This is a genomic window from Corallococcus sp. AB018 (assembly GCF_003986945.1).
Taxonomy (GTDB): domain Bacteria; phylum Myxococcota; class Myxococcia; order Myxococcales; family Myxococcaceae; genus Corallococcus; species Corallococcus exiguus.
Genome location: NZ_RAWR01000157.1, coordinates 1 through 26,167, shown reverse-complemented (window position 1 = coordinate 26,167; position 26,167 = coordinate 1). Strand labels below are relative to the sequence as shown.

25 protein-coding genes are annotated in these 26,167 nt (G+C 71.3%); 11 read left to right on the top strand and 14 right to left on the bottom strand.

Features of this window, described 5'->3' with window-relative positions; all coding sequences use genetic code 11:
- The first annotated feature begins 93 nt into the window (after positions 1 to 93).
- Complete coding sequence (locus D7Y11_RS28810; RefSeq protein ID WP_120579016.1) at positions 94 to 462, top strand: response regulator; 369 nt, start codon at positions 94 to 96, stop codon at positions 460 to 462.
- A 9-nt stretch (positions 463 to 471) separates the two neighbouring features.
- On the opposite strand, the gene orn is transcribed toward D7Y11_RS28810, so the two are convergent.
- The 3 genes from orn to D7Y11_RS28795 form a co-directional block, all read right to left on the bottom strand.
- Positions 472 to 1,023 (bottom strand): oligoribonuclease, encoded by a 552-nt coding sequence (orn, locus tag D7Y11_RS28805; protein ID WP_120579015.1) that lies wholly within the window; start codon positions 1,021 to 1,023, stop codon positions 472 to 474.
- A 106-nt stretch (positions 1,024 to 1,129) separates the two neighbouring features.
- Positions 1,130 to 1,585 (bottom strand): archease, encoded by a 456-nt coding sequence (locus tag D7Y11_RS28800; RefSeq protein WP_121758020.1) that lies wholly within the window; start codon positions 1,583 to 1,585, stop codon positions 1,130 to 1,132.
- Between the two features lie 49 nt (positions 1,586 to 1,634).
- Positions 1,635 to 2,321 carry a phosphoribosyltransferase gene (locus tag D7Y11_RS28795; protein ID WP_120596964.1) on the bottom strand — a complete coding sequence of 229 codons (687 nt, stop codon included), beginning with the start codon at positions 2,319 to 2,321 and terminating at the stop codon, positions 1,635 to 1,637.
- A gap of 123 nt (positions 2,322 to 2,444) precedes the next feature.
- Here D7Y11_RS28795 and D7Y11_RS28790 point away from each other — a divergent pair, with 123 nt between their 5' ends.
- Both D7Y11_RS28790 and D7Y11_RS28785 read left to right on the top strand, forming a co-directional pair.
- Positions 2,445 to 3,365 carry a ribose-phosphate pyrophosphokinase gene (locus D7Y11_RS28790; protein ID WP_120579012.1) on the top strand — a complete coding sequence of 307 codons (921 nt, stop codon included), beginning with the start codon at positions 2,445 to 2,447 and terminating at the stop codon, positions 3,363 to 3,365.
- Between the two features lie 11 nt (positions 3,366 to 3,376).
- A complete protein-coding gene (locus tag D7Y11_RS28785) occupies positions 3,377 to 4,129 on the top strand; it encodes an enoyl-CoA hydratase (protein ID WP_126935294.1) in 753 nt (250 codons plus the stop codon).
- A gap of 78 nt (positions 4,130 to 4,207) precedes the next feature.
- Here D7Y11_RS28785 and D7Y11_RS28780 read toward each other — a convergent pair whose 3' ends face one another.
- Complete coding sequence (locus tag D7Y11_RS28780) at positions 4,208 to 6,865, bottom strand: M1 family metallopeptidase (RefSeq protein WP_306770471.1); 2,658 nt, start codon at positions 6,863 to 6,865, stop codon at positions 4,208 to 4,210.
- A gap of 176 nt (positions 6,866 to 7,041) precedes the next feature.
- Here D7Y11_RS28780 and D7Y11_RS28775 point away from each other — a divergent pair, with 176 nt between their 5' ends.
- Positions 7,042 to 8,091: a lysophospholipid acyltransferase family protein gene (locus D7Y11_RS28775; RefSeq protein ID WP_120579018.1), complete on the top strand. Its 1,050-nt coding sequence runs from the start codon at positions 7,042 to 7,044 to the stop codon at positions 8,089 to 8,091.
- Between the two features lie 100 nt (positions 8,092 to 8,191).
- On the opposite strand, the gene alr is transcribed toward D7Y11_RS28775, so the two are convergent.
- On the bottom strand, positions 8,192 to 9,409 hold the full coding sequence (alr, locus tag D7Y11_RS28770) for an alanine racemase (protein WP_199753814.1): 1,218 nt from the start codon (positions 9,407 to 9,409) through the stop codon (positions 8,192 to 8,194).
- A gap of 318 nt (positions 9,410 to 9,727) precedes the next feature.
- Between alr and D7Y11_RS28765 the strand changes: the two genes are divergently transcribed.
- The 3 genes from D7Y11_RS28765 (at position 9,728) to D7Y11_RS28755 (ending at position 12,761) form a co-directional block, all read left to right on the top strand.
- Positions 9,728 to 10,588: a sigma-70 family RNA polymerase sigma factor gene (locus tag D7Y11_RS28765; RefSeq protein WP_121754553.1), complete on the top strand. Its 861-nt coding sequence runs from the start codon at positions 9,728 to 9,730 to the stop codon at positions 10,586 to 10,588.
- An 86-nt stretch (positions 10,589 to 10,674) separates the two neighbouring features.
- Complete coding sequence (locus D7Y11_RS28760; protein WP_120579007.1) at positions 10,675 to 11,331, top strand: metallophosphoesterase; 657 nt, start codon at positions 10,675 to 10,677, stop codon at positions 11,329 to 11,331.
- 806 nt (positions 11,332 to 12,137) lie between these two features.
- Positions 12,138 to 12,761, top strand: coding sequence for a hypothetical protein (locus D7Y11_RS28755; RefSeq protein WP_126935291.1), 624 nt, complete (start codon positions 12,138 to 12,140; stop codon positions 12,759 to 12,761).
- A 52-nt stretch (positions 12,762 to 12,813) separates the two neighbouring features.
- On the opposite strand, the gene D7Y11_RS28750 is transcribed toward D7Y11_RS28755, so the two are convergent.
- On the bottom strand, positions 12,814 to 13,029 hold the full coding sequence (locus D7Y11_RS28750; protein WP_126935290.1) for a hypothetical protein: 216 nt from the start codon (positions 13,027 to 13,029) through the stop codon (positions 12,814 to 12,816).
- A 608-nt stretch (positions 13,030 to 13,637) separates the two neighbouring features.
- Here D7Y11_RS28750 and D7Y11_RS28745 point away from each other — a divergent pair.
- Positions 13,638 to 14,708: a hypothetical protein gene (locus D7Y11_RS28745; RefSeq protein WP_126935289.1), complete on the top strand. Its 1,071-nt coding sequence runs from the start codon at positions 13,638 to 13,640 to the stop codon at positions 14,706 to 14,708.
- A gap of 16 nt (positions 14,709 to 14,724) precedes the next feature.
- On the opposite strand, the gene D7Y11_RS28740 is transcribed toward D7Y11_RS28745, so the two are convergent.
- The 3 genes from D7Y11_RS28740 to D7Y11_RS28730 all read right to left on the bottom strand — a co-directional run bounded on the left by D7Y11_RS28740 (position 14,725) and on the right by D7Y11_RS28730 (position 19,833).
- Complete coding sequence (locus tag D7Y11_RS28740; protein WP_233597236.1) at positions 14,725 to 15,468, bottom strand: YIP1 family protein; 744 nt, start codon at positions 15,466 to 15,468, stop codon at positions 14,725 to 14,727.
- Between the two features lie 577 nt (positions 15,469 to 16,045).
- Positions 16,046 to 18,409, bottom strand: coding sequence for a serine hydrolase domain-containing protein (locus D7Y11_RS28735; protein WP_126935288.1), 2,364 nt, complete (start codon positions 18,407 to 18,409; stop codon positions 16,046 to 16,048).
- Positions 18,406 to 19,833 carry a GDSL-type esterase/lipase family protein gene (locus D7Y11_RS28730; RefSeq protein WP_233607418.1) on the bottom strand — a complete coding sequence of 476 codons (1,428 nt, stop codon included), beginning with the start codon at positions 19,831 to 19,833 and terminating at the stop codon, positions 18,406 to 18,408. The genes D7Y11_RS28735 and D7Y11_RS28730 overlap by 4 nt, the downstream gene beginning before the upstream one ends.
- Positions 19,834 to 20,214: 381 nt before the next feature.
- Between D7Y11_RS28730 and D7Y11_RS28725 the strand changes: the two genes are divergently transcribed.
- Together D7Y11_RS28725 and D7Y11_RS28720 are read left to right on the top strand one after the other, a co-directional pair.
- Entirely contained in the window at positions 20,215 to 20,598 is a 384-nt protein-coding gene (locus D7Y11_RS28725; protein ID WP_169821116.1) for a helix-turn-helix domain-containing protein, read from the top strand.
- A 78-nt stretch (positions 20,599 to 20,676) separates the two neighbouring features.
- Positions 20,677 to 21,042, top strand: a complete 366-nt coding sequence (locus tag D7Y11_RS28720) for a response regulator (protein ID WP_120579001.1) — start codon at positions 20,677 to 20,679, stop codon at positions 21,040 to 21,042.
- Positions 21,043 to 21,048: 6 nt separating this feature from the next.
- Here D7Y11_RS28720 and D7Y11_RS28715 read toward each other — a convergent pair whose 3' ends face one another.
- Entirely contained in the window at positions 21,049 to 21,657 is a 609-nt protein-coding gene (locus D7Y11_RS28715) for a hypothetical protein (protein ID WP_233597233.1), read from the bottom strand.
- Positions 21,658 to 21,759: 102 nt separating this feature from the next.
- On the bottom strand, positions 21,760 to 23,316 hold the full coding sequence (locus D7Y11_RS28710; RefSeq protein WP_306770470.1) for a HAMP domain-containing sensor histidine kinase: 1,557 nt from the start codon (positions 23,314 to 23,316) through the stop codon (positions 21,760 to 21,762).
- A 234-nt stretch (positions 23,317 to 23,550) separates the two neighbouring features.
- Between D7Y11_RS28710 and D7Y11_RS28705 the strand changes: the two genes are divergently transcribed.
- The gene (locus D7Y11_RS28705) at positions 23,551 to 23,937 is read left to right on the top strand and encodes a serine/threonine protein kinase (RefSeq protein WP_120578999.1); all 387 of its coding nucleotides are present in this window, start codon (positions 23,551 to 23,553) and stop codon (positions 23,935 to 23,937) included.
- Here the strand turns inward: D7Y11_RS28705 and D7Y11_RS28700 are convergent.
- From D7Y11_RS28700 to D7Y11_RS28690, 3 genes are all read right to left on the bottom strand, one after another.
- Positions 23,934 to 24,932 carry a hypothetical protein gene (locus D7Y11_RS28700; RefSeq protein ID WP_126935286.1) on the bottom strand — a complete coding sequence of 333 codons (999 nt, stop codon included), beginning with the start codon at positions 24,930 to 24,932 and terminating at the stop codon, positions 23,934 to 23,936. The two genes, D7Y11_RS28705 and D7Y11_RS28700, sit on opposite strands and share 4 nt — an antisense overlap.
- A gap of 2 nt (positions 24,933 to 24,934) precedes the next feature.
- Positions 24,935 to 25,237 carry a hypothetical protein gene (locus D7Y11_RS28695; protein WP_233605118.1) on the bottom strand — a complete coding sequence of 101 codons (303 nt, stop codon included), beginning with the start codon at positions 25,235 to 25,237 and terminating at the stop codon, positions 24,935 to 24,937.
- Between the two features lie 105 nt (positions 25,238 to 25,342).
- A complete protein-coding gene (locus tag D7Y11_RS28690) occupies positions 25,343 to 26,005 on the bottom strand; it encodes a hypothetical protein (RefSeq protein WP_120578996.1) in 663 nt (220 codons plus the stop codon).
- Positions 26,006 to 26,167 lie beyond the last annotated feature (162 nt).

The following is a 26,167-nucleotide window of genomic DNA, read 5'->3' as shown; positions in this document are numbered from 1 at the left end:
GTCCGACACCGCCCGCATCCCGTCCAGCCCGCCCCCGGCCTCCCGGCCGACAGGGGTCCCGGGCCGAGTGCGTGCGGTGGAGGGGGCCCGCGCATGAAGCGGTTGCTCATCGTGGACGACGAGTTCGCCATCGTGGAGGCGCTCGAGGACATCCTGTCCCTCGAAGGCTACGACATCGTCACCGCGTACAACGGCGACGAGGGTCTCCAGCGGCTCATGACCTCCAAGCCGGACCTGGTGCTGTTGGATTTGATGATGCCGGTGATGGACGGCGGAGAGCTGCTGCGCCGCATCCGCGCCCATCCGGACCTGTGCGACCTGCCCGTGGTGGTGATGAGCGCGGGCCGCCTCACGGACGAGGAGCGCCGCGCCAGCTCCCACTTCCTCGCCAAGCCCTTCGAGCTGGACGACCTGCTGGGCACCATCGCGAAGCAGCTGCCCGCGGACGGAGCCCTCGCCTGAAGGCTGCGATTAGCCAGGCGTCGCGCGGAAGAGGACGTCGCGGTAGTACTGCAGCTCGCTGATGCTGGAGCGCAGGTCCGCGAGCGCGGTGTGCCCGCTGGGCGGCTTGCGCGGCTCCACCAGCGCCGGGTACCAGGCGCGAGTAATCACCTTGAGGCTCGTCACGTCCACCATGCGGTAGTGCAGGTAGCGGTCCACCATGGGCATGTGGTCGATGAGGAAGCGCCGGTCCGTGTGGATGGAGTTGCCCGCGAGGATGCCCTCGCCCAGGTCGCAGTAGTCCGCGATGAAGGACGTCACCTCGCGCTCCACCACGCGCAGGGACGACGTGGACGCGCGCACCTTCTCCAGCAGGCCGTTCTTCGTGTGCATCTCGCGCACGACGGGCTCCATGCGCTGGAGCATCTCCTCCGGCTGCCAGACGACGCGCTCGAACTCGCCCATGGGGCGCAGGTCCGGGCCGGTGACGATGATGCCCACCTCGATGATGCCGCAGGTATTGGGGTCCAGCCCGGTCATCTCCAGGTCGAGCCATACAAAGCGGATGTCACGGGAAGCCATGTCCGGAGGGTCCTGGTCGCGAAGAGGAAGACGCCCCCTATAGCAGCCCGGAGCCCCGGCGCACCCCCTCCGTGGACGAATCGTCCCGCCGCGCCCGCCTGCCTCCCTAGAAGTCCACCAGCGCCTCGGCGGTCCACACGCCCTCCGGCCCCTGGCGCACGGACACTTCGGTGAGCGACGCGCCCGTCACCGCCACGTGCGTGCCATGGCGAGCCTGTCCCGCGCGCTCGCCAAAGCCGTGGCCGAAGAGGTTCAGCCCGTCCAGCCGCACCACGAAGCACTGGAAGCGCAGGCGCCGTCCGGCCATCGCGCCCACCACCGCCCGCAGCCAGTCCGCGAGCAGCTGGTCATGGTCCGAGGACTGGCAGTCCACCTCCAGCTCCTCGTGCGCCTCCACGCTGCGCGGGTCCGTCACCAACGCGCAGAGTCCCAGCGCCGCCATCTCGAAGGCCTGCTCCATGGAGCGGCCCACGCCCCGCACCCCAAGCAGCTCCTCACGCGTGAAGTGCTCCCAGTGCGTCCGGGGCCTGCGGTCATCCGCATGCACGGTTTCCACATCCATACGCCCTCCTCATGTCCTCGTCGTCATCCGCTTCCGTTCCCGAAGCCCGTCAGAACCACCACCCGCCCGCCACGTCCGGAGCCACGCCCTGCGGCCGGGCGGGACTGGCCTCCCGGGCGCGCGTGAGCCAGCGCCGCAGCTCGTCCTGCGTGAGCGCGGGGAAGGTGTCGTAGGCCTCGGAGACCTCGCGCAGCGTGGGGTCCAGCGTCAGCGCGTGCACCGCGTCCGCGCGGCTCCGGACGAGCTCCAGCGCGCGAGGCGTCGCCACGCCCACCGCCACGATGCGCCGGCGCACGCCCTGCTGCTTCAGCGCCAGGAGCGCCGCGGTCACGGTGGCGCCCGTCACCATCCCGTCATCCACCAGCAGCGCCGTGCAGCCGCGGATCCGCGGCGTGAGGCCGCCTCGCAGCTGCCGGGCCTGATGCTCCACGTCGTCCACCTCCTCGTGCACGAAGCGCTGGAGCGTCTCCCCGGGCAGCTTCGCCTGGCTTGCGGCCTGGGGGTCCAGGTACAGCCCGCCGCCTTCCGTCACCGCGCCCAGCATGAGGCGGCCCCCCGGCACGCGCAGCCGCCGCGCCACCCACAGGTCCAGGGGAGCCCTCAGTGCCCGGGCCACCTCGTACGCCACGCGCAGCCCGCCGCGCGTCAGCCCCAGGACGCACACGTCCCCGGAGCGGTAGGGCGCCAACACCCCCGCGAGCTTCTGCCCCGCCTCCGCCCTGTCCCGGAAACGCATCGGTCTGCCTCCACCCCCGGAAGGTGCTCTTCCCTTCGGAGTGTGTCGGCGGAGGCACGTTCAGTGGCTCTCCTGGCGGCATGCCCGGGGGGCCAGGGCACCGCGAGCACCTCCCGCGCTAGGGTGCGGCCCATGACGCCCATCGCCCTCGTCGTCGGCAGTGCCAGTCCCCACCTCGGCCGTGCGCTCGCCCAGGCGTTCGGCGCGGAGCCGGTGGGGGTGAAGCGGGAGCGCTTCCCGGATGGAGAACTGCACATCGAGGTGCCCCCGGAGGAGGTGCGCGGCCGCCGCGTCGTCATCCTCCAGTCCTCCACCCCACCCGTGGGCGAGAACCTGATGGAGCTGCTGCTGCTCGCGGACGCGTGCTGGCGGGCGGGCGCGGCCTCGATGGAGGCGGTGATTCCCTACGTGGGCTATGCGCGCCAGGACCGGCGGGCCCGGCCGGGCGAGCCCCTGGGCGGCCGTCTGGTGGCGGACATGGTGTCCCATGGCCGCTTCACGCGCGTGTTCACCGTGGACCTGCACAACCCGGCGCTGGAGGGCTGCTTCGGCGCCCCGCTGGAGCACCTGTCCGCGCTGCCACTGCTGGCGGACGCGCTGCGCCCCCACGTCACCGACACGACCGTGGTGGTGGCGCCGGACCTGGGCGCGGTGAAGCGGGCGGAGGCGCTGGCGAAGCTGCTCGGCCGTCCGTGGGCGGTGGTGCACAAGGCGCGGCTGAGCGGCAACGACGTGGAGACGCTGGGCCTCTTGGGCCAGGTGCGCGGCATGCGCCCCATCCTGGTGGACGACATGGTGTCCACCGGCGGCACGCTGGCGGCGGCGGCGAAGGAGCTCAAGGGAGAGGGCTGCGTGGACGACTTCATCCTCGCCACCACGCACGCCCTGCTGGTGGGCCCCGCGCTGGAGCGCCTGCACGGCGTGCCGGTGAAGCGGCTGGTCAGCACGGACAGTGTGGAGCACCGGCAGGACCTGCCCTTCCCCCACCAGGTGGTGACGCTGGCCCCGCTGCTCTTGCGCGCACTGCGGCCCGACGCGCGTTAGTCTGCCCGGCCATGTCCGACACGCTTCTGACGCAGCTCGACGCCGGGGTCTTCTCCGTCACCTTCAACCGGCCGGAGAAGAAGAACGCCTTCACCCACGCCATGTACGAGGCCGCCACCGCCGCCCTCCTGGAGGCGGACCGCCGCGACGACGCCCGGGTGGTCCTCCTGTCCGGCGCGGGCGGCGCGTTCACCGCGGGCAATGACATTGGCGACTTCCTGGAGCACCCGCCCACGGGCGAGGACAGCGCGGTGTTCCAGTACCTGCGCGCCCTGGCCGGCCTGAGCAAGCCCGTGCTCGCGGCGGTGGAGGGCGCGGCGGTGGGCATTGGCACCACCATGCTCCTGCACTGCGACTACGTGGTGGCCGGGGAGAAGACGCGCTTCAACATGCCCTTCGTCAACCTGGGCCTGTGCGCGGAAGGCGCCAGCAGCCTGCTGCTGCCTCGCATGGCGGGCTTCGCGCTGGCGTCGGAGCTGCTGCTGTTCGGCGACCCGTTCGACGCGGCCACCGCGCTGCGCGCCGGCATCATCAACAAGGCCGTCCCGGAGGCGCAGCTGAAGGAGGTCGCCACCGAGCGCGCCCGCGCCCTGGCCCAGCGTCCCGCCCAGGCCCTGAAGGTGACCAAGGCGCTCATCCGCGGCCCGCTGCGCGACCAGGTGGACGCCGCCCTCAAGCGCGAGGGCGCCGAGTTCGTCCAGCGCCTCGCCTCCGACGAAGCCAAGGAAGCCTTCATGTCCTTCATGTCGCGCGGCCGGAAGTAGGCCTCCCCGCCGCGACACATGCGGCACTCCCGGGTCCGCGTGCATGTCACGCGGACCCGGTGTCGTTTCAGGGACTGACTACCGCGGCGCGGGCGGCGCCTGCGGAGTCTTCGCCGGCTTGCCGGTCAGGAACGCCCCGATGCTCGCGCCCTGGGCCTCCTTCAGCGCGATGCACTGGTCCACGATTTCCAGCACCTGCCGCAGCACGCGCTCGGAGCCGGGCACCTTGTCCACGCGCGGCTCGAAGAGGGCGGCCACCTCCTGGCGCTTGCCCGCGTCGCAGTAGCCGGCGCCCATGTACGGCAGCCGCGAGCCCATGCCCTCCGGCAGCAGGCCCGGCTTGTCGTCGGTGCCCACCAGCGTGTCGAAGTTCGTCTTCAGGAACTCCACCGCGGTGTCGCGGGTGCGGGGGTCGCGGGACGCGCCCATCAGGAGCCACAGGTTCTCACGCATGTCCTGCTTCGGGTCGAGCAGCAGCTCCAGGTTCGCCTTCACCAGCTTCGGGTCCGTGGCGTGACTCAGGCCGCCCAGCAACTGCTGACGCTGGTAGCGGCTCGTCTCACCACGCAGGGCCTCCATCAGCTTCGTGTGCAGGGCCGCGTCCCCGTGCTCCACCGCGATGGCGAGCACCGCGCCCACGACGTCCGGCGCCACCGCCTTGCGGTCCTTGAGCCACTGCTCCGTCAGCGTGCGCGCTTCGGCGATGAGCTTCGGGTCGTCGCCCTCGTTGCCGGCGAGCTCCAGCAGGCGCGGACGCAAGAGGCGCAGGTCCTCGCTCTCACCGGCGCGCGGCTTGAAGCCCAGCTTGCGCGCGCGCGGTCCGAAGGTGTCGCGGACGTAGCGGGCGCGGTCCGCGTTCTGCGCCTCCGGGAGCAGCCGCGACGACACCAGGTCCATCAGCTCCAGGCCCGCCTCCAGCACCTGCCGGTCCGGGTCCTCCGCCACGCCGGTGAGCAGCGGCAGCGCGTCCGCCGCGGGCATGAGCCCCGCCTTCGCCAGCGCCAGCGAGTCACTCAGCAGCACCACCCGCTCCGCGCGCGACAGCTTCGACAGGCCGGACTTCATCAGCTTCGCGTGCGCATCACCCGCCAGGCGCATGCGGTAGTAGCCCGAGCCGTCCGCGTTGGGGAACACCCACGCCGGGCACGCCTTCGCCTCCGTCAGGGCGATCTCCGCCTTCTCCTCCGTCATCAGCGTGCACGCGGTGGCGTCCTTGCCCGCGCCCGGGTACTTCACGCACACCGGCACCTTCCACGACTGCGCCTCCGGGGCCTTGGAGCCCAGGCGCATGTAGCGCTGCTGGGTGAGGGCCACGCGCGGCTTGCCGCCGTCGCACAGCAGGGTCGCGGTGATGAAGGGCGCGCCCGTCTGGTCCAGGAAGCTGTTCATCACCTGGGACACGTCCTTGCCGGACTCGGCGGACAGCGCGTCCAGGAAGTCCTTCGCGGTGGCGTTCTTCCCCGCGTGCGCGCGGATGTAACGCTGGATGCCCTTCTGGAAGACGTCGCGGCCCAGCCACGTCTCCGCCATGGCCAGCACCGCGCTGCCCTTGCCGTAGGTGATGCCGTCGAAGGCGTTCTGGATGTCACCCGCGTTCTGGATGGGCTGGCGGATGAAGCGCGCGGCGACGAGGCTGTCCGCGTCCAGCGCGTCGTTGCGGGACTGCACGCGCTCGACCGGCGCATCCCACGTGGGCTGGTACGTCTCCACGATGCGCGGGGTCATCCACGAGGCGAAGGACTCGTTGAGCCACAGGTCGTCCCACCACGCCAGGGTGACCAGGTCGCCGAACCACTGGTGCGCCAGCTCGTGCACCTGCACGTTCGCGAACGCGCGCTGGCGCCACACGGCGTCCTCCTCCGGCTTCGCCAGCGCGAGGCGCGAGTTGAACGTCACGAGGCCCGGGTTCTCCATGGCGCCGCCCATCAGCGGCACCGCGAGCACGTCCAGCTTCTCGTACGCGTAGGGGATGCCGAAGTACGACTCCAGGCGCTCCAGGATTTCCGGCGTCACCTTCGCGGCCCACGCGCCTTCGCTCGCCCGGCCGCGCGGCGTGATGATGCGCGTCTTCACCTGCTTCTGCCCCGCGTCGCGCGCGGGCAGGAAGTCGAACGGGCCCACGCCGAAGGCGATGAGGTAGCTGGGCAGGGGCTGCGTGGGGGCGAAGCGGTAGATGTGCCAGCCGTCCGCGCCCTTCTCGTCCGCGAGCTGCGGCGTGTTGGTGACGGCCACGTTGCCTTCCGGCACGTGGAAGGTGAGCTGCCACGGCACCTTGAAGCCGGGCTCGTCGAAGGACGGGAAGGCGCGGCGCGCGCCCAGCGGCTCGAACTGCGTGTAGATATACCAGTCGCCGCCCTCGTTGACGCGGAAGGCGCCGGAGGTCTCACGCTCGGACGCGGTGCCCGTGTACGTGAGGTGCAGCTTCGCGCCGCCCACGGCCAGCGGCTTCGCCAGCGTCAGGCCGAGGAAGTCCTCGCCGGAGGAGGAGGCCTTGAGCGTCTGCGTGACGCCGCCCTGCTCCAGCGTGGCCTCCTTCACGATGAGGCCCTTGCCGTGCATCCAGATGACGTTGGTGGCCTTGGCCACCTCCAGCATGACGTCGACGGTGCCTTCGAAGGACTCGGCCTTCGGATCCATCTTCAAGACGATGGCGTACTTCGTGGGCCGCACGTCCTCGGGCAGCCGCAGCGTGGGAGGCGTGGGCGCCGTGGCCGCCTGGATGGCGGGCGTTTCCACGGCACCGGGAGCGGGAGCGTTACCCTGTCGGGCACCGCATGCCGCAAGGAAGGTTGCGGTGGCCAGGGCCACCGGACGGAGCAGGTTGGGCATGGCCGCGCAGTGTGGACCAGAGCAGCCTGGCAAGGTAGCGACGAGCAAGCGGTGCGTGGCCTTGCTGTCAGGTCGTGTTCGCGATGGAGTGCGCCGCCGTGTCCGCTCCCCTTTCATCGCATCCGCTGCCATCGCAAACGAACACCCCTCCCGAGGGGAAAAGGCCGCCGGAGCACCTGCGCCGCATCATCGGCTCGCCGCCGGGCCCCCTCGTGGCGTTCCTGACGCGAGGCGTCTGGGCGTTGCTCACCGCGTTGTCACCGAAAGCGCGGGATGCGCTCGCACGCTTCGTGGCGAACCTGGCCTACACGCTGGGCATCCGCCGCAAGGTGGCGCTGGACAACCTGGCGCACGCCATGCCGGAGAAGAGTGAAGCCGAGCGCCACGACATCGCGCGGGGTGCGTACCTCACCATGGCGCGCGTGGTGGTGGAGTCGCTGCCTTCCGGCGACAGAATGACGCCGGACTGGGACCAGCAGGGCATCGAGGGCGAGGAGGCGTGGGCGGCGCTCAAGGCGCACGTGGCCACGGGCAAGGGCGCGCTGCTGGTGACGGCGCACTTCGGCAACTGGGAGCTGGTGGGCCAGATGTTGATCCGCTGGGGCATCCCGCTCAACGCGCTGGTGCGTCCGCTCAAGGGCGCGCTGAACACGCGCATCGCGGTGAACCGGTTGGGCGCGGGCGCGGGGCTCATCTACCCGAAGGGCGCCATCCAGGAGATTACGGAAGCGGTGAACCGCGGCGAGTCCGCGTACATGCTGCTGGACCAGGCGCTGCCCGCGAAGTCCGCGGTGTTCGTGCCCTTCTTCGGCCGGCTCGCGTCCACGACGCCCGCGATGGCGGTGGCCGCCGAACGCACGGGCGTGCCGGTGTTCGTGGTGATGGGCGTGCGGCCTCCGGGTCCTGGCGCGCGCTACAAGCTGGAGGTGGAGGGCCCCATCCTCCCGCCGCAACCCGGTGAGTGCGCGGACCCCATCACCGAGCACACCGCGCGAGTCACCGCGGCGATGGAGCGCGCCATCCGCCGGCACCCGGAGCAGTGGCTGTGGCTGCACCGCCGCTGGAAGGTGCAGCCCCCGGCGCTCGTGACGGCGCCGTCGCCCGGCCTCACCGAGGGCCCGCCGCGGAAGTAGCCCGCAGCGCCAGGGCGTGGTCCGCCATGCGTGATGCCGGTGGCCCTCCCGGCTCCACCGAGCACGAGGAGGCACCAGCGGTGCGGCCCGGTGGGCCGCGCTACTCCACGACGACGCGGCGCAGGTGCGCGCCCAGGCGTGTCACCAGCTCGTAGTGAATGGTCTGCGCCCAGCCGGACAGGGACTCGGCGGACACGGACTCTTCTCCATCGCGGCCCAGGAGCGTGGCCGTCACCGGGCGCTCATCGGTCGTGGCGCGCGTCACGTCCACCATCAGGTGGTTCATCATCACGCGGCCCAGCACCGCGCACCGCCGCCCGTTCACCAGCACATGCGCCTTGCCGGACGCGAGGCGCGGATAGCCGTCGTAGTAGCCCACCGGCAATACAGCGATGCGCGTGGGCTCCGGGCAGCGGTACGTGCAGCCGTAGCCCACGTACGCGCCCGCCGGCAGCCACTTCACCACCTGGCTCTTGCACCGCCACGACAGCACCGGCTTGAGCACCGGCAGCTCGCCCAGCACCAGCCTCGCGGACAGCCGCGTCTCCGGCGAGGGCCACAGGCCGTACAGCGAGATGCCCACGCGCGCCGCCTCGAAGCGCGCCCGGGGCAGCACCAGCGCCGCGGCGCTCGCGGCGATGTGCCGCTGCAACGGCTTCGCGGGCTTCAGCTGCGCGGTCAGGTGTCCCAGCGCGGTCTCGAACGCGTCCAGCTGCGCCAGCGCGTACGCCTGCTCCGTCACGTCCTCCGTGTTGGCGAAGTGGCTGAGCACGCCCACCGGCTCGAACACGTCCGGCGCGTCCGCGAGGAACTGCGTCTCGCGAGGCAGCTGATCCAACGTGAAGCCCTCGCGGCCCAGCCCCGTGTCGATGTGCACGTGCACGCGCAGGGGACGCGGCAACTTCGCCGCGCGCAGGGCCGGCACCGCGTCCGCCCAGGAGCGGTCCGCCACCACCGCGTCGATGCCCTCGCGCGCCAGCACGATGGCCTCCTCCGGAGCCACGGCGCCCAGCACCACCACCTGCCGCGCGGGCAGGCCGTGCGCGGACTCGTGGGTGCGCACCGTGAGCGCGTCCTGCGGCGCGATGAAGTAGAGGACGTCCACGCCCTCGTGCACCAGCGGCAGCACCTGGGCCAGTCCGTGGCCGTAGGCGTTGCCCTTGAGCACCGCGCCCAGCGCTCGGGGTGTGGGGCCGGTGGACTCCAGCGCGCGGAACGCCGCCACGTTGTGCCTGAGGTGGGACGCGCTCACCTCCAGCCACGAGGAGTACACCGCGTCACCAGGCCCGACTCCGAGCCCCACACCGACTTCTTCCACGTTCACACCTCCGCACCAGCCCACGTCCCGGATGGCTCTACCAGCAAAGTGCAGGCCATGGGCGGCCGTGGCCGGAGGGCCACGGAGGGCTGGACGCTGGCTGGATGCCACTCGGGCGGACGAGGGTGGAGAGGGGGCGCCCCGCACGGCCAGGGGGGCGTGTTCGGGTGGACACGCGCGGCGCGGAGCGTGTCCCGGGGGACACCTGACAGGTGGGAGCCTCTGCGCGACATGTCGGGTGACACGGCGGCGCGACAGGGGCCGGTGGTAGTGTCCTCCGCCGTGGCCGCACCTGAATTGCCCTTAGCCCAGGCTTTCATGACCGCCCGGGGAAAGACGGAGCCGGCAGGGGCCCTCTCTGTCCTCCAGGAGCGGCTGGCCCAGGCCCTGGACACAGCCCGGCAGTCCTGGCCGGACATCCCCCTGGAGGGTTCGCGCTTCGCGGCGCACCTGGCGCGGCTGGTGCCCGCGGACGGCCACGAGGACGCCTGGGGCAAGCTGCACATGGCGGACGTGTACCTGGCCCGGGCGGCGGCGGATGGCCTGCCCTCGGCGCTGGCCACGTTCGAGCAGCGCCTGATGCCGGAGGTGGACGCGGCGGTGGCGCGGCTGAGGCTGCCCCCGGCCGGACTGGATGAGGTCCGTCAGGCGCTGCGGCAGCGGATGCTGGTGGGGAGCGCGGAGGCTCCGGCGCGGCTGGCGGCGTACCCGGGCACGGGGCCGCTGGCGGGCTGGGTGCGCGCGGCGGCGCTGTGGCTGGCGCTGGACTGGCAGCGGCAGCGCTCGGGGCAGGCGCAGTCGGAGGACGGCGACCTGTCCATGCTGGTGGCGCCGGGGGACGATCCGGAGCTGGCGTACCTCAAGCAGACGTACCGCGCGGAGTTCAGCGCGTCGTTCCAGGCGGCGCTGGCGGCCCTGTCCGCGCGGCAGCGCAACTTCCTGCGGCTGAAGTACCTGGACGGGCTGGGCATCGACCAACTGGGAGCGTTGTACGGCGTGCACCGCTCCACGGCGGCGCGGTGGGTGGTGGGCGCGCAGGAGGAGCTGCTGGACGGGACGCGGCAGCGGCTGACGGAGCGGCTGCGGCTGACGCGCTCCCAGTTGGACAGCGTGCTGCGGCTCATCTCCAGCCAGCTGGACGTGAGCCTGAGCCGGCTGTTGCGCACGCCCTCCGAGTAACGCGGCGCGCGAGGCCCCGTCCCCCGGCGAGGCGCCCGAGAATCCCGGCAGGGCATTCTCGGCCAGTGCGTTAAAGAGAGGGGAGGATGCGAACGCTCTTCATCGGAGATGTGCACGGCTGTTCCAGTGAGCTGGATGCGCTCCTGAAGGCGTGTGACTGGCAGCCCGGCGACCGGGTGGTGCTGGTGGGCGACCTGGTGGCGAAGGGGCCGGACTCCGCGGGCGTGGTGCGGCGGGCGCGCGAGCACGGCTTCCACGCGGTGAAGGGCAATCACGACGCGCACGTGCTGCGTTGGCACGGCGGCTACGCGTCCAAGGGCAAGAAGCTCAAGCCGGAGCACCGGCAGGTGCTGGACACGCTGAGCGCCGCGGACTGGGCCTGGATGGAGCGGCTGCCCTCCTACTTGCGCTTCCCGGATTTGAACGCGCTGGCGGTGCACGCGGGGCTGGTGCCGGGGGTGCCGCTCGAGGAGCAGAAGGAAGAGTTCCTCTTCAACCTGCGCAGCATCGCGGCGGACGGGACGCCGTCGAAGCGGCTGGAGGCGGGCGAGCCGTGGGGCAGCCTGTGGCAGGGCCCGGAGCTGGTCATCTTCGGCCACGACGCCATGCGCGGCCTGCAGAAGCACCCCTTCGCGGTGGGCCTGGACTCCGGCTGCGTCTACGGCGGCAAGCTCACCGCGTACGTGTTGCCAGAGGGGAAGTTCTACTCCGTGCCCGCGGCCCGCGCGTACATGACGCTGTAGGCTTCAGGGTCGAGCGTCCTTCACGCGCAATAGCGGCACCCAACGAGCGTGAGCGAAGGCGGGAGGGCAGTCTGTTCTGAACATGACCCAAAGCCTCTCATGAACATACATGCCATGGTTTCTCCATGAGCCCACCGCCCCCCTACCCTTTGCCTTCGTCACGGCCCCTGATGGGACGGCGTGCCTTGCTGGGAGGGATGGGAGCCCTCGCCATCGCTGGCTGCTCGCGGGAGGGAGCGACGGGAGCCCGGGCGGAGCCGCTCCGAGTTCCTGCCCCCGGCTGGCGTGGGTTGCTGTACTTCAAGCAGGAGCGTCCGGGCCCGCGGCGTGACTTGTGGATTCAATCCCTGGATGGGCTACGGCACACCGCGCTCACGGACAGCGGTCGGCTCGCGGGCTGGAACCGTCCCCAGGTGGAAGGCCCCCTCAATGGGGCCTGCATCTCGCCGGATGGGACCTGCGTGGCCTATGCGGAGCGCCATCCCGCCGCTTCTGACGGAGCGAGCGTCTCACCCTTGCAATCATGGAACGTGCTGCTCGTGGTCAATGCGGATGGAACGGACCGACGCATCCTCGTGGACCTGCGTGACCTGCCCTCTCCACCGAAAGGAACCCGGGCCAGTTCGTTCATCTGGTCCTCTGACGGAAAGCATCTGGCCTATGCACTGGAGCTCCCCCATCCTGACTGCGAACTCCTGAAGCTTTACAGGGTGGAGGTCGAGTCAGGCAGGGTGACGGAAGTCCCGCTCGGTCCCATTCAGGGAAAGCCCCAGCTGTGGGTCTGGTCCTCTTCCCGGAACGAATGTGTGTTCACCCTTCAGTGCGGAACCACCGGGGCGCAGCGCCTGGGGGTCCTGGACGTATCCACGGGCCGCGTGCGGACACACCCGGCGGAAGGGCCTGCCGTTTCGCCTGACGGCGGCCATGCCTTCGTCACGACCTCCACTCCCCAGGGAAGAAAGGCATCCCTGCACACCCTGGACGATGCCTTCACCCTCGAGGCGTCATTGGGAGCCTTCACGGGAAGGTTCAACTGGTACAACCAGCGCCCGGGGGGACTCTTCACCGAGGTGACACCCGAGCCACCGACGACGGAGTGCGCGGGAGTGACGCCCCCACCGCAGCGCCTGTATCGATGGGACCCGCATGCGCGCACGCATTCGCGGGTACGCCAGGATGCAACCCCCTTCACGGTCCTGGCCTTCTCGCCTGACGACACCCAGGCCCTGGTGAACATCCTCGTGGGCCGGGACGACTCCCAGCCTGGCTTCTGTGGTGAGGGCTGGCTCCAGCGGCTCCACGTCGTGCAACGGGACGACCTGGAGAGCGACCTTCCGATGGAGCAACTCCTCGCGAAAAGTACGCCCCTGGCCCCTTCAACGCCGTGGCCTGGGCCGTCCAGCTCCTCCTACATTGGATGGTTGCGCTGACAGCGCCGGGGGCCCCCAGGAACAGGCCGGCCCCACGGCGCCATTCAGCTCACTACTCGCACACGTTGCTGCTGTTGCAGCTCTGCCCCGTGGAGCAGGTTCCGCAGCTCGCGACGCTCCGGGCGACGCCGCAGTTGTCGGTGGCGCTCACCGCTCCGCATGTCTTCATCAACCGGGCACAAAGCTGCGCATCCGATTCGCAGAGCGCCTCCACTTCCGCCGAGGCCTCGTTGTTGCTTTCGCTCGTCTCAAGAAGGCTCGTGGTCACCCGAGCCTCATAGGAGAAGGAGCCCGGAACCCGTGGCCTCAGCGTGACCCCCACGCTCGCCGAAGCGCTGGGGGCCATGGAACCCAGCGTGCAAACCAGCGTCTCCTCGAAGTGGGTGCATTGGCCGAAGGAACGAGGCCTCTGGGGATTGAGGGTCGGCAGGGCGAGGCTGTACGACATGATGCTGGGCTGGCACCGCGCGGGGTCACCTCCGGCGCGTTCCGTTTTCTGAGCCTTGCTGGGGTCCAGCAGAGCCCGTGTCCATTCCCCCTCTGGCCGCATGACGCGTAGTGCTTCTTGGAGGAAGTCCTCTCCAAACCGCGCTCCAACGCCATTGCCAGACCATCCGCCCATGGACTCAGTGCCCAACAAAAAAACAGACACCATCTCAATTGCTTCCACGCGGCAACTATCACCCCCCGCCATATCCAGACACGACAACCCCAGACATCGCGCCCCAACGTCCCCCCAGACGGTCCAACGGCCACGAGGCCTCGCCAAACCCTCCTGGCGCAATGGCTCTCCGGATGTGCGCTCGAGCGTCTTCCGCACGCTCCCCGGCTCTGACATATTCCGTGGGCACCATCTTTTTCCGGGAGAACTTCAACATGGTCCGCACCTCGAGCCTCGTCAGCGCCCTGCTCCTCGTCAGCGCCTGCCAGAAGCCCCCGGAGGCCTCCCCGGCCGTGCCTGTCTCCGTGCCGATGGCCGCGCCGGTGAAGGTGGCGCCGTTCTCGCTGTCGGTGCTTCAGGACGCGGCGCCGTCGGGCTGTACCTGGCTGCGGCTGGAGTCAGACGGCAGACGCAGGGCGCTCGTCACGGTGGACGCGGCGTGTGACGGGTTGCAGCTCGCGTGGAGCCCGGACGGCAAGCACGCGGCGGTGCGCGACCCGGCCGGCAGCGCGCGAGGGCCCGGGCGCGTGTGGACGGTGGACCTGACGTCCGGGCAGGGCTCGGCGCAGCTGCTGCCAGAGGAGGGGCTGACGGGCGCGGTGGGGTTCGATTCGGTGGGGCGGCTGGTGGCGTTGACCGCGCACACAGGCGAGCTGGTGCGGCGTGACGACGTCTTCCTCTTCGAGGGCCGTCGCATCCCCATCCCGGAGCTGGACGAGGGCGCGGGGCTCGCGCACGCGTACCGGCTGGATGCGGGGGCGTGGAAGCGCATCGAGACGGTGGCCACACGAGGTGACGCGGACGCGGTGTTCGCGCTCGCCACCACGGAGATGCTGGTGTCCTCCACGGTGGCCGGGGACCTGGACGCGCTGGTGGCGCAGGGATTGGACGAGGGCAGTCAGGACGCGGTCCGGCTCGACGCGGTGGTGCCGGACCGGGGGCACGACGTGTTCGGCGGCTGGGCTCGCGTGGAGTCGCGCGGCGGTCCCCTGTTCGCGTGGCAGACCGCGGGCGAGCAGACCGCGCTGATGATGCCGGTGCGCTGGGAAGCGGAGGACGGCCACCTGGGCGAACCCGAGGGACTCGCCCTGCCCGCCCGGAGCCCCGTGCGGGCGATGGCGCGCGGGGACCTGCTGATGCTCGCGGGCGAGACGCAGGCGCGGGTCTACGACCTGGGCTCGCGGCGCCTGGCGGCGTCCTTCGACGGCATCCGGAGCGCGCGCTTCTGGCCGGAGCCGAGCTCGCTGGTTCCGCACGGAGCCACGGCGGCGACCGGGCAGCGGTAGTCGCGCGAGCCGCGCCTCAGAACTGGCCCGTGCTCTTCAATGCCGCGAACATGATGGCGCCGTAGACGCCGCCGCAGAGGCAGCAGGAGAGCACTGGCACCAGGAGCGCGCCCGCGAGCGCCGTGCCCCAGCTGGTGCGGTGCAGCGTGCGGTAGGTGAAGGCGCGCAGGCCCATGGCCCAGAAGGGCGCGGCGTACACGGCGACGAAGGGAATCACGCCGACGATGTACGGCGCCTGGGAGATGGCGTGCGCGCGCAGGGTCACGGAGAAGCCGCGCTCCACGCCGCCCATGCGGAGGATGAGGTGGTCCAGGCCCGCGTTCGCCAGGGTCATGCCGGTGCTGAACACGGGCATGAGCACGGTCCAGGCCGCCATGACCACCGTCATCCACAGCTTCAAGTCCTTCGGATCCGCGCCGCTCTTCTCCGTCTCGGGGATGAACCCCAGGATGATGCCGATGAGCGCGGTGTAGACGATGCCCGTCGACAGGAAGCCGGCGATCGCCGACAGCATCACGAAGGTCATGGAGCTGCTCACGGGCGCGTCGGGGTTGACGCCCCGAAGGGTCTCCGTGGGCCGCATCAACATGCCGAAGCACGTCCGCCAGAACGCCTTGAGCGTCCCCAGCTCCGCGCGCTGGTCCCAGGGCAGCTGGCCCAGGGGTTCACGTTCGAGGCAGGTGGCGCAGACGGTGCCCTCCGGTCCCTGGCGCAGGCAGCGGGCACAGGCGAACGCGCCACAGCGTGGGCAGGTGGCCACGCCGAGCCACTCGGGGTGCACTGCGCAGACAGGGTCGGCGCCGCCGGGAGCCGGGGCCACAAGTAGCGAGGCCCCGCACCGCGCGCACGTTTCAGCGCCGGGGGTGAAGGGGGCCTGACAGGAGGGACAGGAAGGCGTCATCGCCGAGCATCCTCGCACGGCCCGGGTCCCGTCACGCACGCAGCCGATGGAGCGGGCCCCCGGGCCGCGGTCCTCCAAAAGCTGTCCGACTGTCGGACAAGTTTCCGCGGTCCGGTTGGCGCGGAGGCTCCTGGGCCACGTGGTTCCCAAAGCTGTCCGACTGTCGGACAAGTTTCCGCGGTCCGGTTGGCGCGGAGGATCCTGGGCCACTCGGTTTCAAAAGTCGTCCAACTGTCGGACAGGTTTCGCCGCCCGGTTTGGCGAGGAGGCTCCTGGGCCACTCGGGTCCAAAAGCTGTCCGACTGTCGGACAGCTTTTCGCGGCCTGCCGCCGCCGGGGAGGCGCCCCAGGGTTCTCGCCTTCTCAGCCCTGGGGACAGCATCCAGGTCCGGAGGCTTGGGAGTCGTGCCTTCCCGGGCTGCCCGGTTCGCGGGCGCTACGGCTCCGGCGAGGACTCCGGATCCACCGGCACCGTGGGGGACGTGCTCCCAGTCTTGTCCTGCGATGGCGCGCTCCCCGCCGGAGCCACGACGCCCTGCGACTTCGGAGCTCGGGCCTCCTGCGCGGCCCGGACCTGCCGGGCTCGCTTCGCCTGGGCCAGCGCCGCCTTCGCCGCGCCCGCGTCGCCCAGACCCCGCTCGCGCTTCGCCAGCGCCTCCCACAGCTCCGGCGAGTCCGGATGCAGCGTCACCGCCGCTCGCAACAGACCCCTCGCCACCTTCGGCGACCGCGTGTCCAGCAGCCGCTTCAGGAAGCCCGAGGGCGACAGCACCAGCGACCCCTCCGGCGTCTCGAACGCCTCACGCACGTGGGGAATCGCCTCCTGCTCCCGGTCCGCCTCCAGCAACCCCACCGCCTCCGCCAGGTGCGCGTCCATCGACTCCGGTTGCAGCTCCGTCGCGCGCTCCAACCAGCGCATCCGGTCCACCGGCTTCCGCTTCGCGCGGTCCGCCAGCGTCAGCAGCTCATCCGTGTAGTCGGGCCGCACCGCGGGGGCGCGCACCGCCGCCTCCTTCAGCGACGGCCACAGCCGCTCCGGATCCTTCATCGCCTCCAGGCGCGAGCGCTTCAACGCTGGCACCTCCGCGCGCTTCCACCCCGCGACGAAGCGCGCCACGTCGCTCCGCACGGACGAACTGAAGCGCTCCGTCTCCGGACACTTCTGCGTCTCGCACGCCGCCAGGTAGTCCGCGAAGAAGCCCGCCGCCCCCTGGGTCCGATACGAGCGCAGCCGCTCCGCGCCCATCGCCCGCTCCACCGTGGCCGCCATGTGCGCGCCCACTCGGATGAAGAGCGACTCGGCGCGCGGCTCGTGCGCGCCGCGGATCCGCTCCATCGCGCCCCGGCCGTCCCGGGCAATCGCGCCCCGTTCGAAGAGCGAGGACACCTTCGCGAACGCCGCCGCCAGGTCCGGCTCCGGTGGCAGCGTGCCCGGCCCGCGCGTGGCCCAGTCGTGGTACGCGAGCCCGTAGCTCGCCAGCCGCCCCATGCCCTCGTAGACCACCGCGTCCACGGGGTCCGTGAAGTGGCCGCCCCGGCCCGGCGCGCCCTCGTCCAGCACCGTCTCCATCAACCGGATGGACAGCCTGCGCAGCCGCTTCGCCTCGTCCTCCACGTTCGTGGCGAGCGCGATGGCCGTGTCCTCCGCCGGCAGAAGCACCAGCAGCGTCGTCGTCTCCGGCTGCCCGCCCGCGTGCGCCACGATGTAGTGGCCCCGCAGCGGATAGGTCGCGAAGCCCATGCCGTAGTCGGTGATGTGCCCGTCGCGCGTCACCATCGTCGCCTGCATGCGGCCCATCGTCTCGCGCGTCACCAGCTTGTGGTCCAGCACCGCGCGAGCGAAGCCCAGCAGGTCCTCCACCGTCGCGCGCGTGCCACCGCCACCGAAGCGGCTGGTGACGTCCAGGAAGCGCGAAGGCTTCAGCGTGGCGCCCGAGACGCGGTAGCCCACCGCCTGCTGCGCGTCGCGCGTGCCGAGGTCATCCACGTCCGCGTGGCTCATGTTCGCGGGGCCGAAGACGTGGTCGCGCAGGTACTCGCGGTAGGGCTGGCCGGAGGCCGTCTCCACCGCCGCGCCCAGCAGGTTGAAGCCCCACGTCGTGTACAGGTAGCGCGTGCCCGGCTCCGACACGAGCGGCCGGTCCGCGAACAGCCCAATGGCCTCCTTCGTCGTCACCGGCTTCGTGTTGTTGCCGGCGCGCGGGCTGTCATAGGTGGGCACCCCGCCCAGGTGGCCCAGCAGCTGCCGCACCGTCACCGGCCACTGCTTCACCGGGTACTCGGGCACCAGCGTGTGGATGTCCGCGTCCAGGTCCAGCTTGCCCGCCTGCGCCAGCTGCATCACGGCCACCGCCGTGAAGGACTTGGTGATGGACGCCATGCGGTACGTGGTGCGCACCGTGGCCGGCAGCTTCTTCGCCACGTCGCGATAGCCGTAGCCGTTCATCCACCGCAGGCCGCCCCGCATCACGCCCACGGACAGGCCCGCGGTGGGGCCCTGCTTCAGGTCCGCGCGCACCAGCGCGTCCAGCGCGCGCTGCACCTCCGGCGAGAACTCGGAGGCCTTCGCGTCCGGCTCCGGCGCGACCTTCGCGCTGGACTCCGGCGGAGACGCGAGCTTGGCACCGGACTCGGACGGCGCGGGCGCGGGCACCTGCGCCACGGACGCGGGCTTCTCACCAGACTCGGACGGCGCGGGCGCGGGCACCTGCGCCACGGACGCGGGCTTCTCGGCGGACGCCTGCGCGAACGCGGGCCCTGCCTCCACCAACAAACACAGCGCGACGAAGAGCCGCTTCATGGCACCGCCTCCGCGGTCTGGCTGCTCGCACCGGTGTCCGATGCCTCTTCACGCGAGGTCGTGAGCGCCGGCGCCGGCACCGCGCCCTCGTTCACCCAGCCCGCGAGCAGCGCATCCGAGACCAGCTGCCCCAGCAGGTCCAGCCCATGACCGCGCGGATGCACCAGGTCCTCGTGCATGAACCCCGCCTGGTTGAACCGCGCGAGCGAACCCGCGCCGCCCATCGCCGTGTAGAGGTCGAAGAAGCCGCAGCCCTCGGCGAGCGCCACCTCGCGCTCGACCTGGATGGCGGCCTCCAGGAACGGCCGCTGCGTCAGCGGCTTGCCCTTCGCGTGCGCGTCCTGCACCGCGTCCATGGGGCCCACCACCAGGCACGCGCTGCCCGGCGCGGCGGCGCGGGTGCGGCGCAGCAGCGCGGTCAGGTCCTGGCGCACGGTGGGCAGGTCCGTGCGCTTCCACTCCAGGCGCTTGGACTCATTGCCGCCCAGGAAGAAGAGCAGCAGCTTCGGGTCGCGCTGCGAAAGCTGCGCCTTCAGCGCGTCCTCCTCCAGCCGGCCATATAGCGTCGCATCCGCGGACGGCACGCCCAACATGTCCAGCACGATGCCGGACGCGTCCTTCTGGAGCACCACACCCTGCACGATGGCGCCCTTGCCTTCCGCGGTGACGTCCAGCCACTTCGCGCCCGCGGGCAGGTCGAAGGACGTGGTGCGGCTGGCCCCGTCCTCCTGGGGCTCCGTGCGCGTCAGCACCGTGCCGTCCACGGACACGACGAGGCGGCCCGCGCCCTTCACATCCATCCACCACAGCGTCCCGCGCGGCTCGCCCTCCAGCTTGAAGCGACCCCGGGCGCGGTTCTCGGTGGCCAGGTGGTACACGCCGGTGATGCCAAACGGATGCGGCGGCGCCTTCAGCTCGCCCAGCGTGCGCGGCTCCCAGCCGTTGCTCACGGCGGCCGTGCGCCCTCGTCCGCCGTAGGGAGCCATGCGGTCCACCAGCAGCACACCCCGGCCCGCGCCGCCGAAGCCCGCCGCGAACTCCTCGCGGACCACGTCCACGATGCGGTCCCCCGCGATGAGCGAATTGCCGAACGCGGCGATGACGGTGGGCGTCGTCCCCGGCGTCTGCACGAGCCCATCCAGCGCGGTGAAGAACGGCGTCAGCGCGGACCGCGCGCAGCCTGCGTCATCCTTCTCCAGACAGGGGTCCTCCACCATGCCGCCCGGAGCCTGAAGCCGCGTGGCCAGCGCATGCAGGTGTCCGGCGCGCTCGGTGGTGGGCGGCAGCGCGCGAAACGCGGAGCGCGCCGTCGGCCGCGCCTTGCCTGGCGCCTGCGCGGGCAGGTTCGCGGAAGCAGGCACCACCTGCGAAGAACCCGCGCCCGTCGCCGCGGACTCGGGGCTCGCGGCAGGTTGCCCCTCCACGGATGCGGGCCTCGTGGCATTCACCTCCGGCGGCGGCACGGAGTCCGTCGCGGGATTCGTCGTCAGGGGGAAACGGTGAGGAGGTGTGCGGGACTCGCACCCGGGGAGCAGAGCCCCCGCCAGGACAGCGAGCAACCCCGCCCGCCGGAGCCCGCGCGAGACATCGAGAACCGTCATGTGGCCCGCGAGCGTAGACGAAAGCCCGGGGCCACGCATGTTCTGGACCCCACGCTCGGCCGCCTCGCGAGCCGCCCCGGCGTGGCATCCCGGACATCGCATCCGTCCTGGACCGCACGTCCGGTCCAGGCTTCCCCGGGGAAGAACCGGTTTCCCGCACCCCAGCACGAATGCAAGGTCCGGACGCGAACATGGTCCCTTCACATGGTGCGGCGCGTCCCCAAATTATCCGCCGCGAATATGGCGAAGAACCGGCTCACAACGTGGACGAAGCTCCACCGGCGATTTGGCGAGCATGTGCGCCGCATGCGCAACAGCCGCTCGCTCACGCAGGAATCGCTCGCCGAACGCAGTGACCTGTCGGTGGATGCCATCCGCCGCATCGAGCGCGGTGCGTTCTCTCCGTCGCTCGACACGCTGGGCAAATTGTCCGTGGGGCTGGACGTGTCCCTCAAGACGCTCTTCCACTCCTTCGACATGGAGCGCACCGACGGCGTGGCGGAGATCTGCGACTTCCTCGCGTGCCGCTCCGGCTCCGAGCTGAAGCTCGCCTGGCGCGTGCTCCAGGCCATGTTCGACGAGCACTGAAGCGCGGCCCCGCTACCAGTCGCACCCGGCAGATGTTCCCTGTCACCGCAGGCGTGTTTGCCCTATGCGTCGGGCCCCATGAGCCGCGCGCCCCCCACCCTCCTCCTCGTCGAGGACGACAGAGACCTGCGCGACGCGCTCGTGGAGATCCTCCTCGCCGAAGGGCACACCGTCGCCGCCGCGGAGAACGGTGACGAGGCCCTCGCGTGGCTGGAAGCGCACCCGTGCCCCGCGCTGGTGCTGGTGGACATGTGGACGCCGCGCAAGGACAGCTGGCGGCTCCTGGACGCGCTGCACCGGGAGCCCCGCTTCGCGGACCTCCCCGTCATGGCCATCAGCTCCAGCGAGGAGCGCCACCCCGCCATCCGCGAGGTGCTCTCCAAGCCCTTCGACCGCGAAGCCCTGCTCGCCGGGGTGCGCCGCTTCGTGCACCCGCTGCACTGAAGGCCTTCAGCCGCCGGTCGTCCGCTGCCCCAGCTTGCCCACCACGGCCGGGTCCAGACGGAACGAATCGAAGAAGCGGTCCGCGTCCTGGGGCGCGCGTCCCTCCGGGTGCAGCAGGAGCTGCTGGTACAGGCGCGGGCCCACCATGAAGAAGCGGCCCCGCAGGCGGCGCGGACCGGACAGTCCCCCCACCTCCTGGCCCGGGAAGCCGCCCTCCATCTCCAGCGTCTTCGCGGTGATGGCCGTCGCACCCAGCGCCTCCAGCGCGCCCTGGCTGGCCCGGTCCACCACGTCGCGCGGGCTCACCTGCGCCACCGCCGCGAGCGGGAAGTCCGTATAGGAGACGTAGTAGGCGGTGTCCTCCTGCGTGCGCGCGGCGATGAACGTGTGCAGCGTCACCTCGCCCACGTCCGTGGGCTGCACGCGCCGCTCCTCGGTGACGGGGCCGGGGAACGTCACGCTGAAGCCACCCTCCTGCGACTGGACGACGGAGGACGGCGCCTCCCTCACGGGCTCGGCGGGGGACACGGGGGGCTCGGTCTGCGTGCGCCCCGCGCACCCTCCCAGCACCAGCAGGGCGGCCAGCGGCACGGCCCGGTAGGAATGCTTCATCATCCAGACGGCTCCTGACATGGGGCCGCAAGGTACGCCCTGCCCCGCCGGAGTGCATCCCTCCGCTTCAACCGGGCCCGCTTCAGGCAACGGTTTCCCCGGCCTTCAGTGCACCGCGCCGGAGTCCTCGCCAGAATCCTCCTTGGCGGGCTCCTCCTCATCGGAGGGTGCGGGCAGCCTCGGCGGGCCGGCGGACACCCGGGCCAGGTGGACGCGGAACACGGAGCCCTGGCCGGGCTGGCTCTCCACCTCGATGCGGCCGCCGTGCGCCTCGATGATCCGCCGCGACACCGACAGTCCCAGTCCCACTCCTGGTGCGCGCTGCTTCGCGTTGCCCGCGCGCTGGAACGGGATGAAGAGGCCCTGGAGCTCCTCCGGCGACATGCCGATGCCCTGGTCCGCCACGGCCAGCACCACGTGGTCGCCATCCCCGCGCACGGCCACCTCCACGCGGCTGCCGGAAGGGGAGTACTTGAGCGCGTTGCTCACCAGGTTGTTCAGCACCTGCTCCAACCGGGAGGGGTCCGCGCGCACCAGCACCGCGGCGTCCGGCACCACCAGCTCCAGCGTGTGTCCGGACTCGCTGGACTGGTACAGCTCCACCACGGAGCGCGCCAGCTCGCGCGTGTCGCGCACCTCCGGCTGGAGCTCCAGCTTGCCGGCCTCGATGCGGGTCGCGTCCAGCAGGTCCCCCACCATCCGGTCCAGGCGCGCCACCTGCCTTCGCACCAGCGACAGCGTGCGCTGCATCCGCTCCGGGGTGACCTCTCCGCGGTTCGTCAGCGCCGTGGACAGCTTCAGCGCGGACAGGGGGTTGCGCAGGTCGTGCGCCACGCCCGCCAGGAACGCCAGCTGCTGCTCCTGCTGGTGGGTCAGGCTGTCCGCCATCTCGTTGAAGGTGCGGGCCATGTCGCGGATCTCCAACGGGCCCTCCTCGGGCGCGCGCAGGTGCCGCCCGCCCCGGCCGAAGCCGGCCATCGCGCTGCGCAGCTCCGTCACCGGGCGCAGCGCGAAGCGCCTCAGCCAGAAGACCACCAGGCCCAGCGTCGCCAGGAGCAGCAGGCCCAGCAGCAGCCCCAGCACGTCGGCCATCTCGCTCCAGTGCGCCGCGCTCTGCCGGGCCGTCTGCGCCTGGTCCACGTTGATCTCGATGAGGCGCTCCAGCGAGCGCAGCGCCGCGTCCAGCGAGGACATCGCCGACGTGTCGTGCTGGGCCTGGGTCATCCCCGGACCGAGCGGCGCATGCTGCGCGGCCAGGTAGGCGAAGACCTGCTGCTGCACCTCCGCCACCGTCTGGCGCTCCTCCTGGGTGGACGCGATGGCGTGCATCTCCAGCAGCTGGCGGCGCAGGTCGGCCTCCAGCTGGGGTGGCGAGCGCCCGCGCGACGGGTCCGCCACCATGGGAGAACCCGGCGACGTCAGCAGGCGCGAGTGGACGAGCAGGTCCACCTCCAGCTCCTCGGCCTGCCGGACGCCTTCCACGGATTCACTCAGCGTGGAAGCCATGCGCTCCAGCGCGGTCGTCAGCACCACGAGCAGGGTGGCGGACACCACGGTGAGCAGGACCAACCCACCCACCACGGTGGAAAAAAACGCGCGCAGGCTCATCGCCGCCTCCTCGCGAACCGCCCGCCGGAGTCCCGCTTCGTCATGGTCGCGCATCCTCCCTCCGGGCCGCGCCAACCCAGGTGGTCGCCGACCTCTTCCCAAGGAAAGCAACAAGCGTCCGATATCGTGGATTCGCGCACGGGATGCTGGCAGGCCGCCCCCGGACCCCCGGACGTGGCCCGCAAAAGGAGCCGGCCTCCCGAGGCCCGGCCATGTTAGTCAGCACGGACACGCGGCCCGATGCGCACCCGGCGTTCGGGCGCCCGCTCTTCTCGATGAGGTCACCCGATGGATCTGCTCGCCCCACCGGCCCGCACCCTGAACTTCGATGCCTTCTGGCGCTGGCTCCAGGAGCACACCAACTGCATCCTGCGGTGTGGCTCCCCCGACATGACACTGTTCGACCATGACGACTTCCATTGGATGCTGATGGAAGAGGAGCGCCAGCACGTCCTCCAGCTCATAAAGGGCAAGTCCCTGGTGGGCGAGATGGTGATGGTGGGCCGCGAGGTCTCCGAGGTCTCCGTCTCCCCGGATCCGGACGCGGATCCGCAGGCGGGCCACTTCCTGGTGGAGCTGATGGGCGGCCCCAAGGAAGACCCTCAGGTGATGTACCACTTCGTCATGGCCCACGGCATCGAGCCGGCCGCCGGCCACCAGGGCTTCAAGCACTAGCGCGCGACGCGCTCGATGGCCTCCACCGCTGCGTGGACGCCGTTGAGCCAGTCCGAGGGGCGTGCGTCGTACCACCCCGGTCGCAGGAGCAGGGACGCGACCTTCGCCTCCAGCTCCACCACGTCCCCCACCCGCTCCGCCTCCGTCAGTCGCAGGGCCTGCCGGTCATAGAGCCGGGGCCAGGCCCAGGCCACCAGCGGAGTCCCGGTGGCCCGGGCCTCCTGCACGGTGTTGTAGCCGCCCGCCCCCACCAGCACGTCCACGCCCCGCATCACCGCGAGCGCCGGCCAGACCGTCAGCCCGGACGCGTGGTCCGTGGGGACAAGCCACATCACCGCCGCCTGTCCGGACAGCAACGCCCGCAGCCGGCTCACGGTCTCCCCGGCCTCCGCCACCTCCTCCGGGCGGCCACAGCCCATCACCGCGACCACGGGCCGCGAGTCCCCGTCATCCAGGCCCAGCCGCCGCCGGGACTCCTCGCGAGGCAGCAGCGCGTCCGCGTCCAACAGCAGCCACGGCGCCGTCCGCACCGCGCGCGGGTGGTGCGCGAAGGGCGCGTCCTCACCGGGCACGACGAGCAGGTCGAACGCGTCCACGGCGTGGGCCACGTCGAAGCCCTCCACGTAGACGGGGTTCAGGTCGCGGTGCACCAGCACGCGCGGCGCGCGCACCGTGGGCAGCAGCGCTACCAGTTCTCCTGCGAGTCCCCGGGGAAACGTATCCGCCACCAGCACGTCCGGCGTGGACTCCGCGAGCCACGCGCCCACCGCCGCCACGGTGGCGGCCTTGTCCAGCCGCGAGTCCACGCGGTGCACGGTGGCGCCGGGGCCCAGCCACGACTCCAGGGGCAGGCCGGGGGCGAACGGGCTGTTGGTGAGGATGTCCACCTGGTGCCCGCGGGCCACGGCCACACGGGCCAGGGCCGCGGCGCGCGTCAGGTGCCCCAGACCTCCGCCGAGCGCGTAGAGGCGCCAGTGCTGATGTCGCGCGGCCATGCTCAGCTCCCGCCCATGTCCTCCTCGAAGGAGGCGTCGTCCTCGCGCCGGACGCTCTCGCCGTCGGCCTCGGTGAAGTCGTTGGGGTCGCTGCCCGAGGACGACGACCCGGAGCCGCGCCACGCGTCGCGGCCGTAGTAGCCGTAGTCCTCGTAGTAGTAGCTGGGGTCGTCGTCGCGGGAGGTATCCGACGGGTCGCGGTTCTCGTCGCCGTTGTCGGCGGCGCGCGCGCACGCCACGCAGACCGCCTCCCCGCCGTCGATGGTGCGCATGTGCATCAGGCAGATGGGCTTCTGACAGCGCATGCACTGCGTGGTCGCCCCCCGCTCACACGGGTGGGAGAAAAGGAAGCCGGAGGTCTCCAGGCACTGCTCTGCGGAAGCGAAGGAAGGGGACATGGCTTGGAAGGCTCAGGGCGACGCGGGGTTCTGGATGCGGAAGAGCAAGGCCATGCGCAGGGGCAGGTCCAGCGAGTCGAAGCCCAGGCACGCGGCGGCCTCCGGTGACACCGGCTGCTTGGTGGCGAGCACCGTCTTGCCGGACGGGTCGCGCAGGGACAGCTTGCCGTCGCGCACCTTCACGTGGATCGCCTCCGCGCCGGAAGCGCCCTTCACGGACGCGCCGCCGCCGTCGGCGGTCACGCTGTAGAGCAGCATGCCCTGGTCATCCGTGAGCACCCACCCGGAGCCCTCGCGCGTCAGCGTGTAGCGCACCGCCGAGCGCGCGGCGTCCTTCACCTGGAACGCGTCCGGGCCGCCCGTGACGTAGGCCAACACCGCGTCGTCCGGACCGGACACCTTGAGTTCGCCGCCCTTCCACTTGTAGCGGGCGACCTCCTTGTCCGCGCCGTCGACGAGCTTCGCGCCGTCGTCCTTGGACTTGAGCGAGAAGCGCTCGCGGTCGTCGCCATCCTTGAACTTGAGCTTGGCGCCCGCCTCATGCGGCTCGGCAGCGGCGGCGTTGGCGGGGATCGCCTGGGTGGGCTGAGCGCTGGAGGCGGGGGCACCGCCCTGCTGGCACGCCGAGGCTCCGAGCACTCCCAGACCCACGAGAAACAGGACACGAAGCTTCACGGCGTGGACCTCTTCTTCCCGGGCTGACCCTGGGAGCTGGAGTGGTTGAGCACCTGGTAGAGGCTCAAGAGCATCATCGTCACGACGCGCGAGGCGTCATTCGGCGGGAGGACGATGGGCTCGCTGGGAGAGGTGGGCTTCGTCCTCCGCACCACCCAGTCC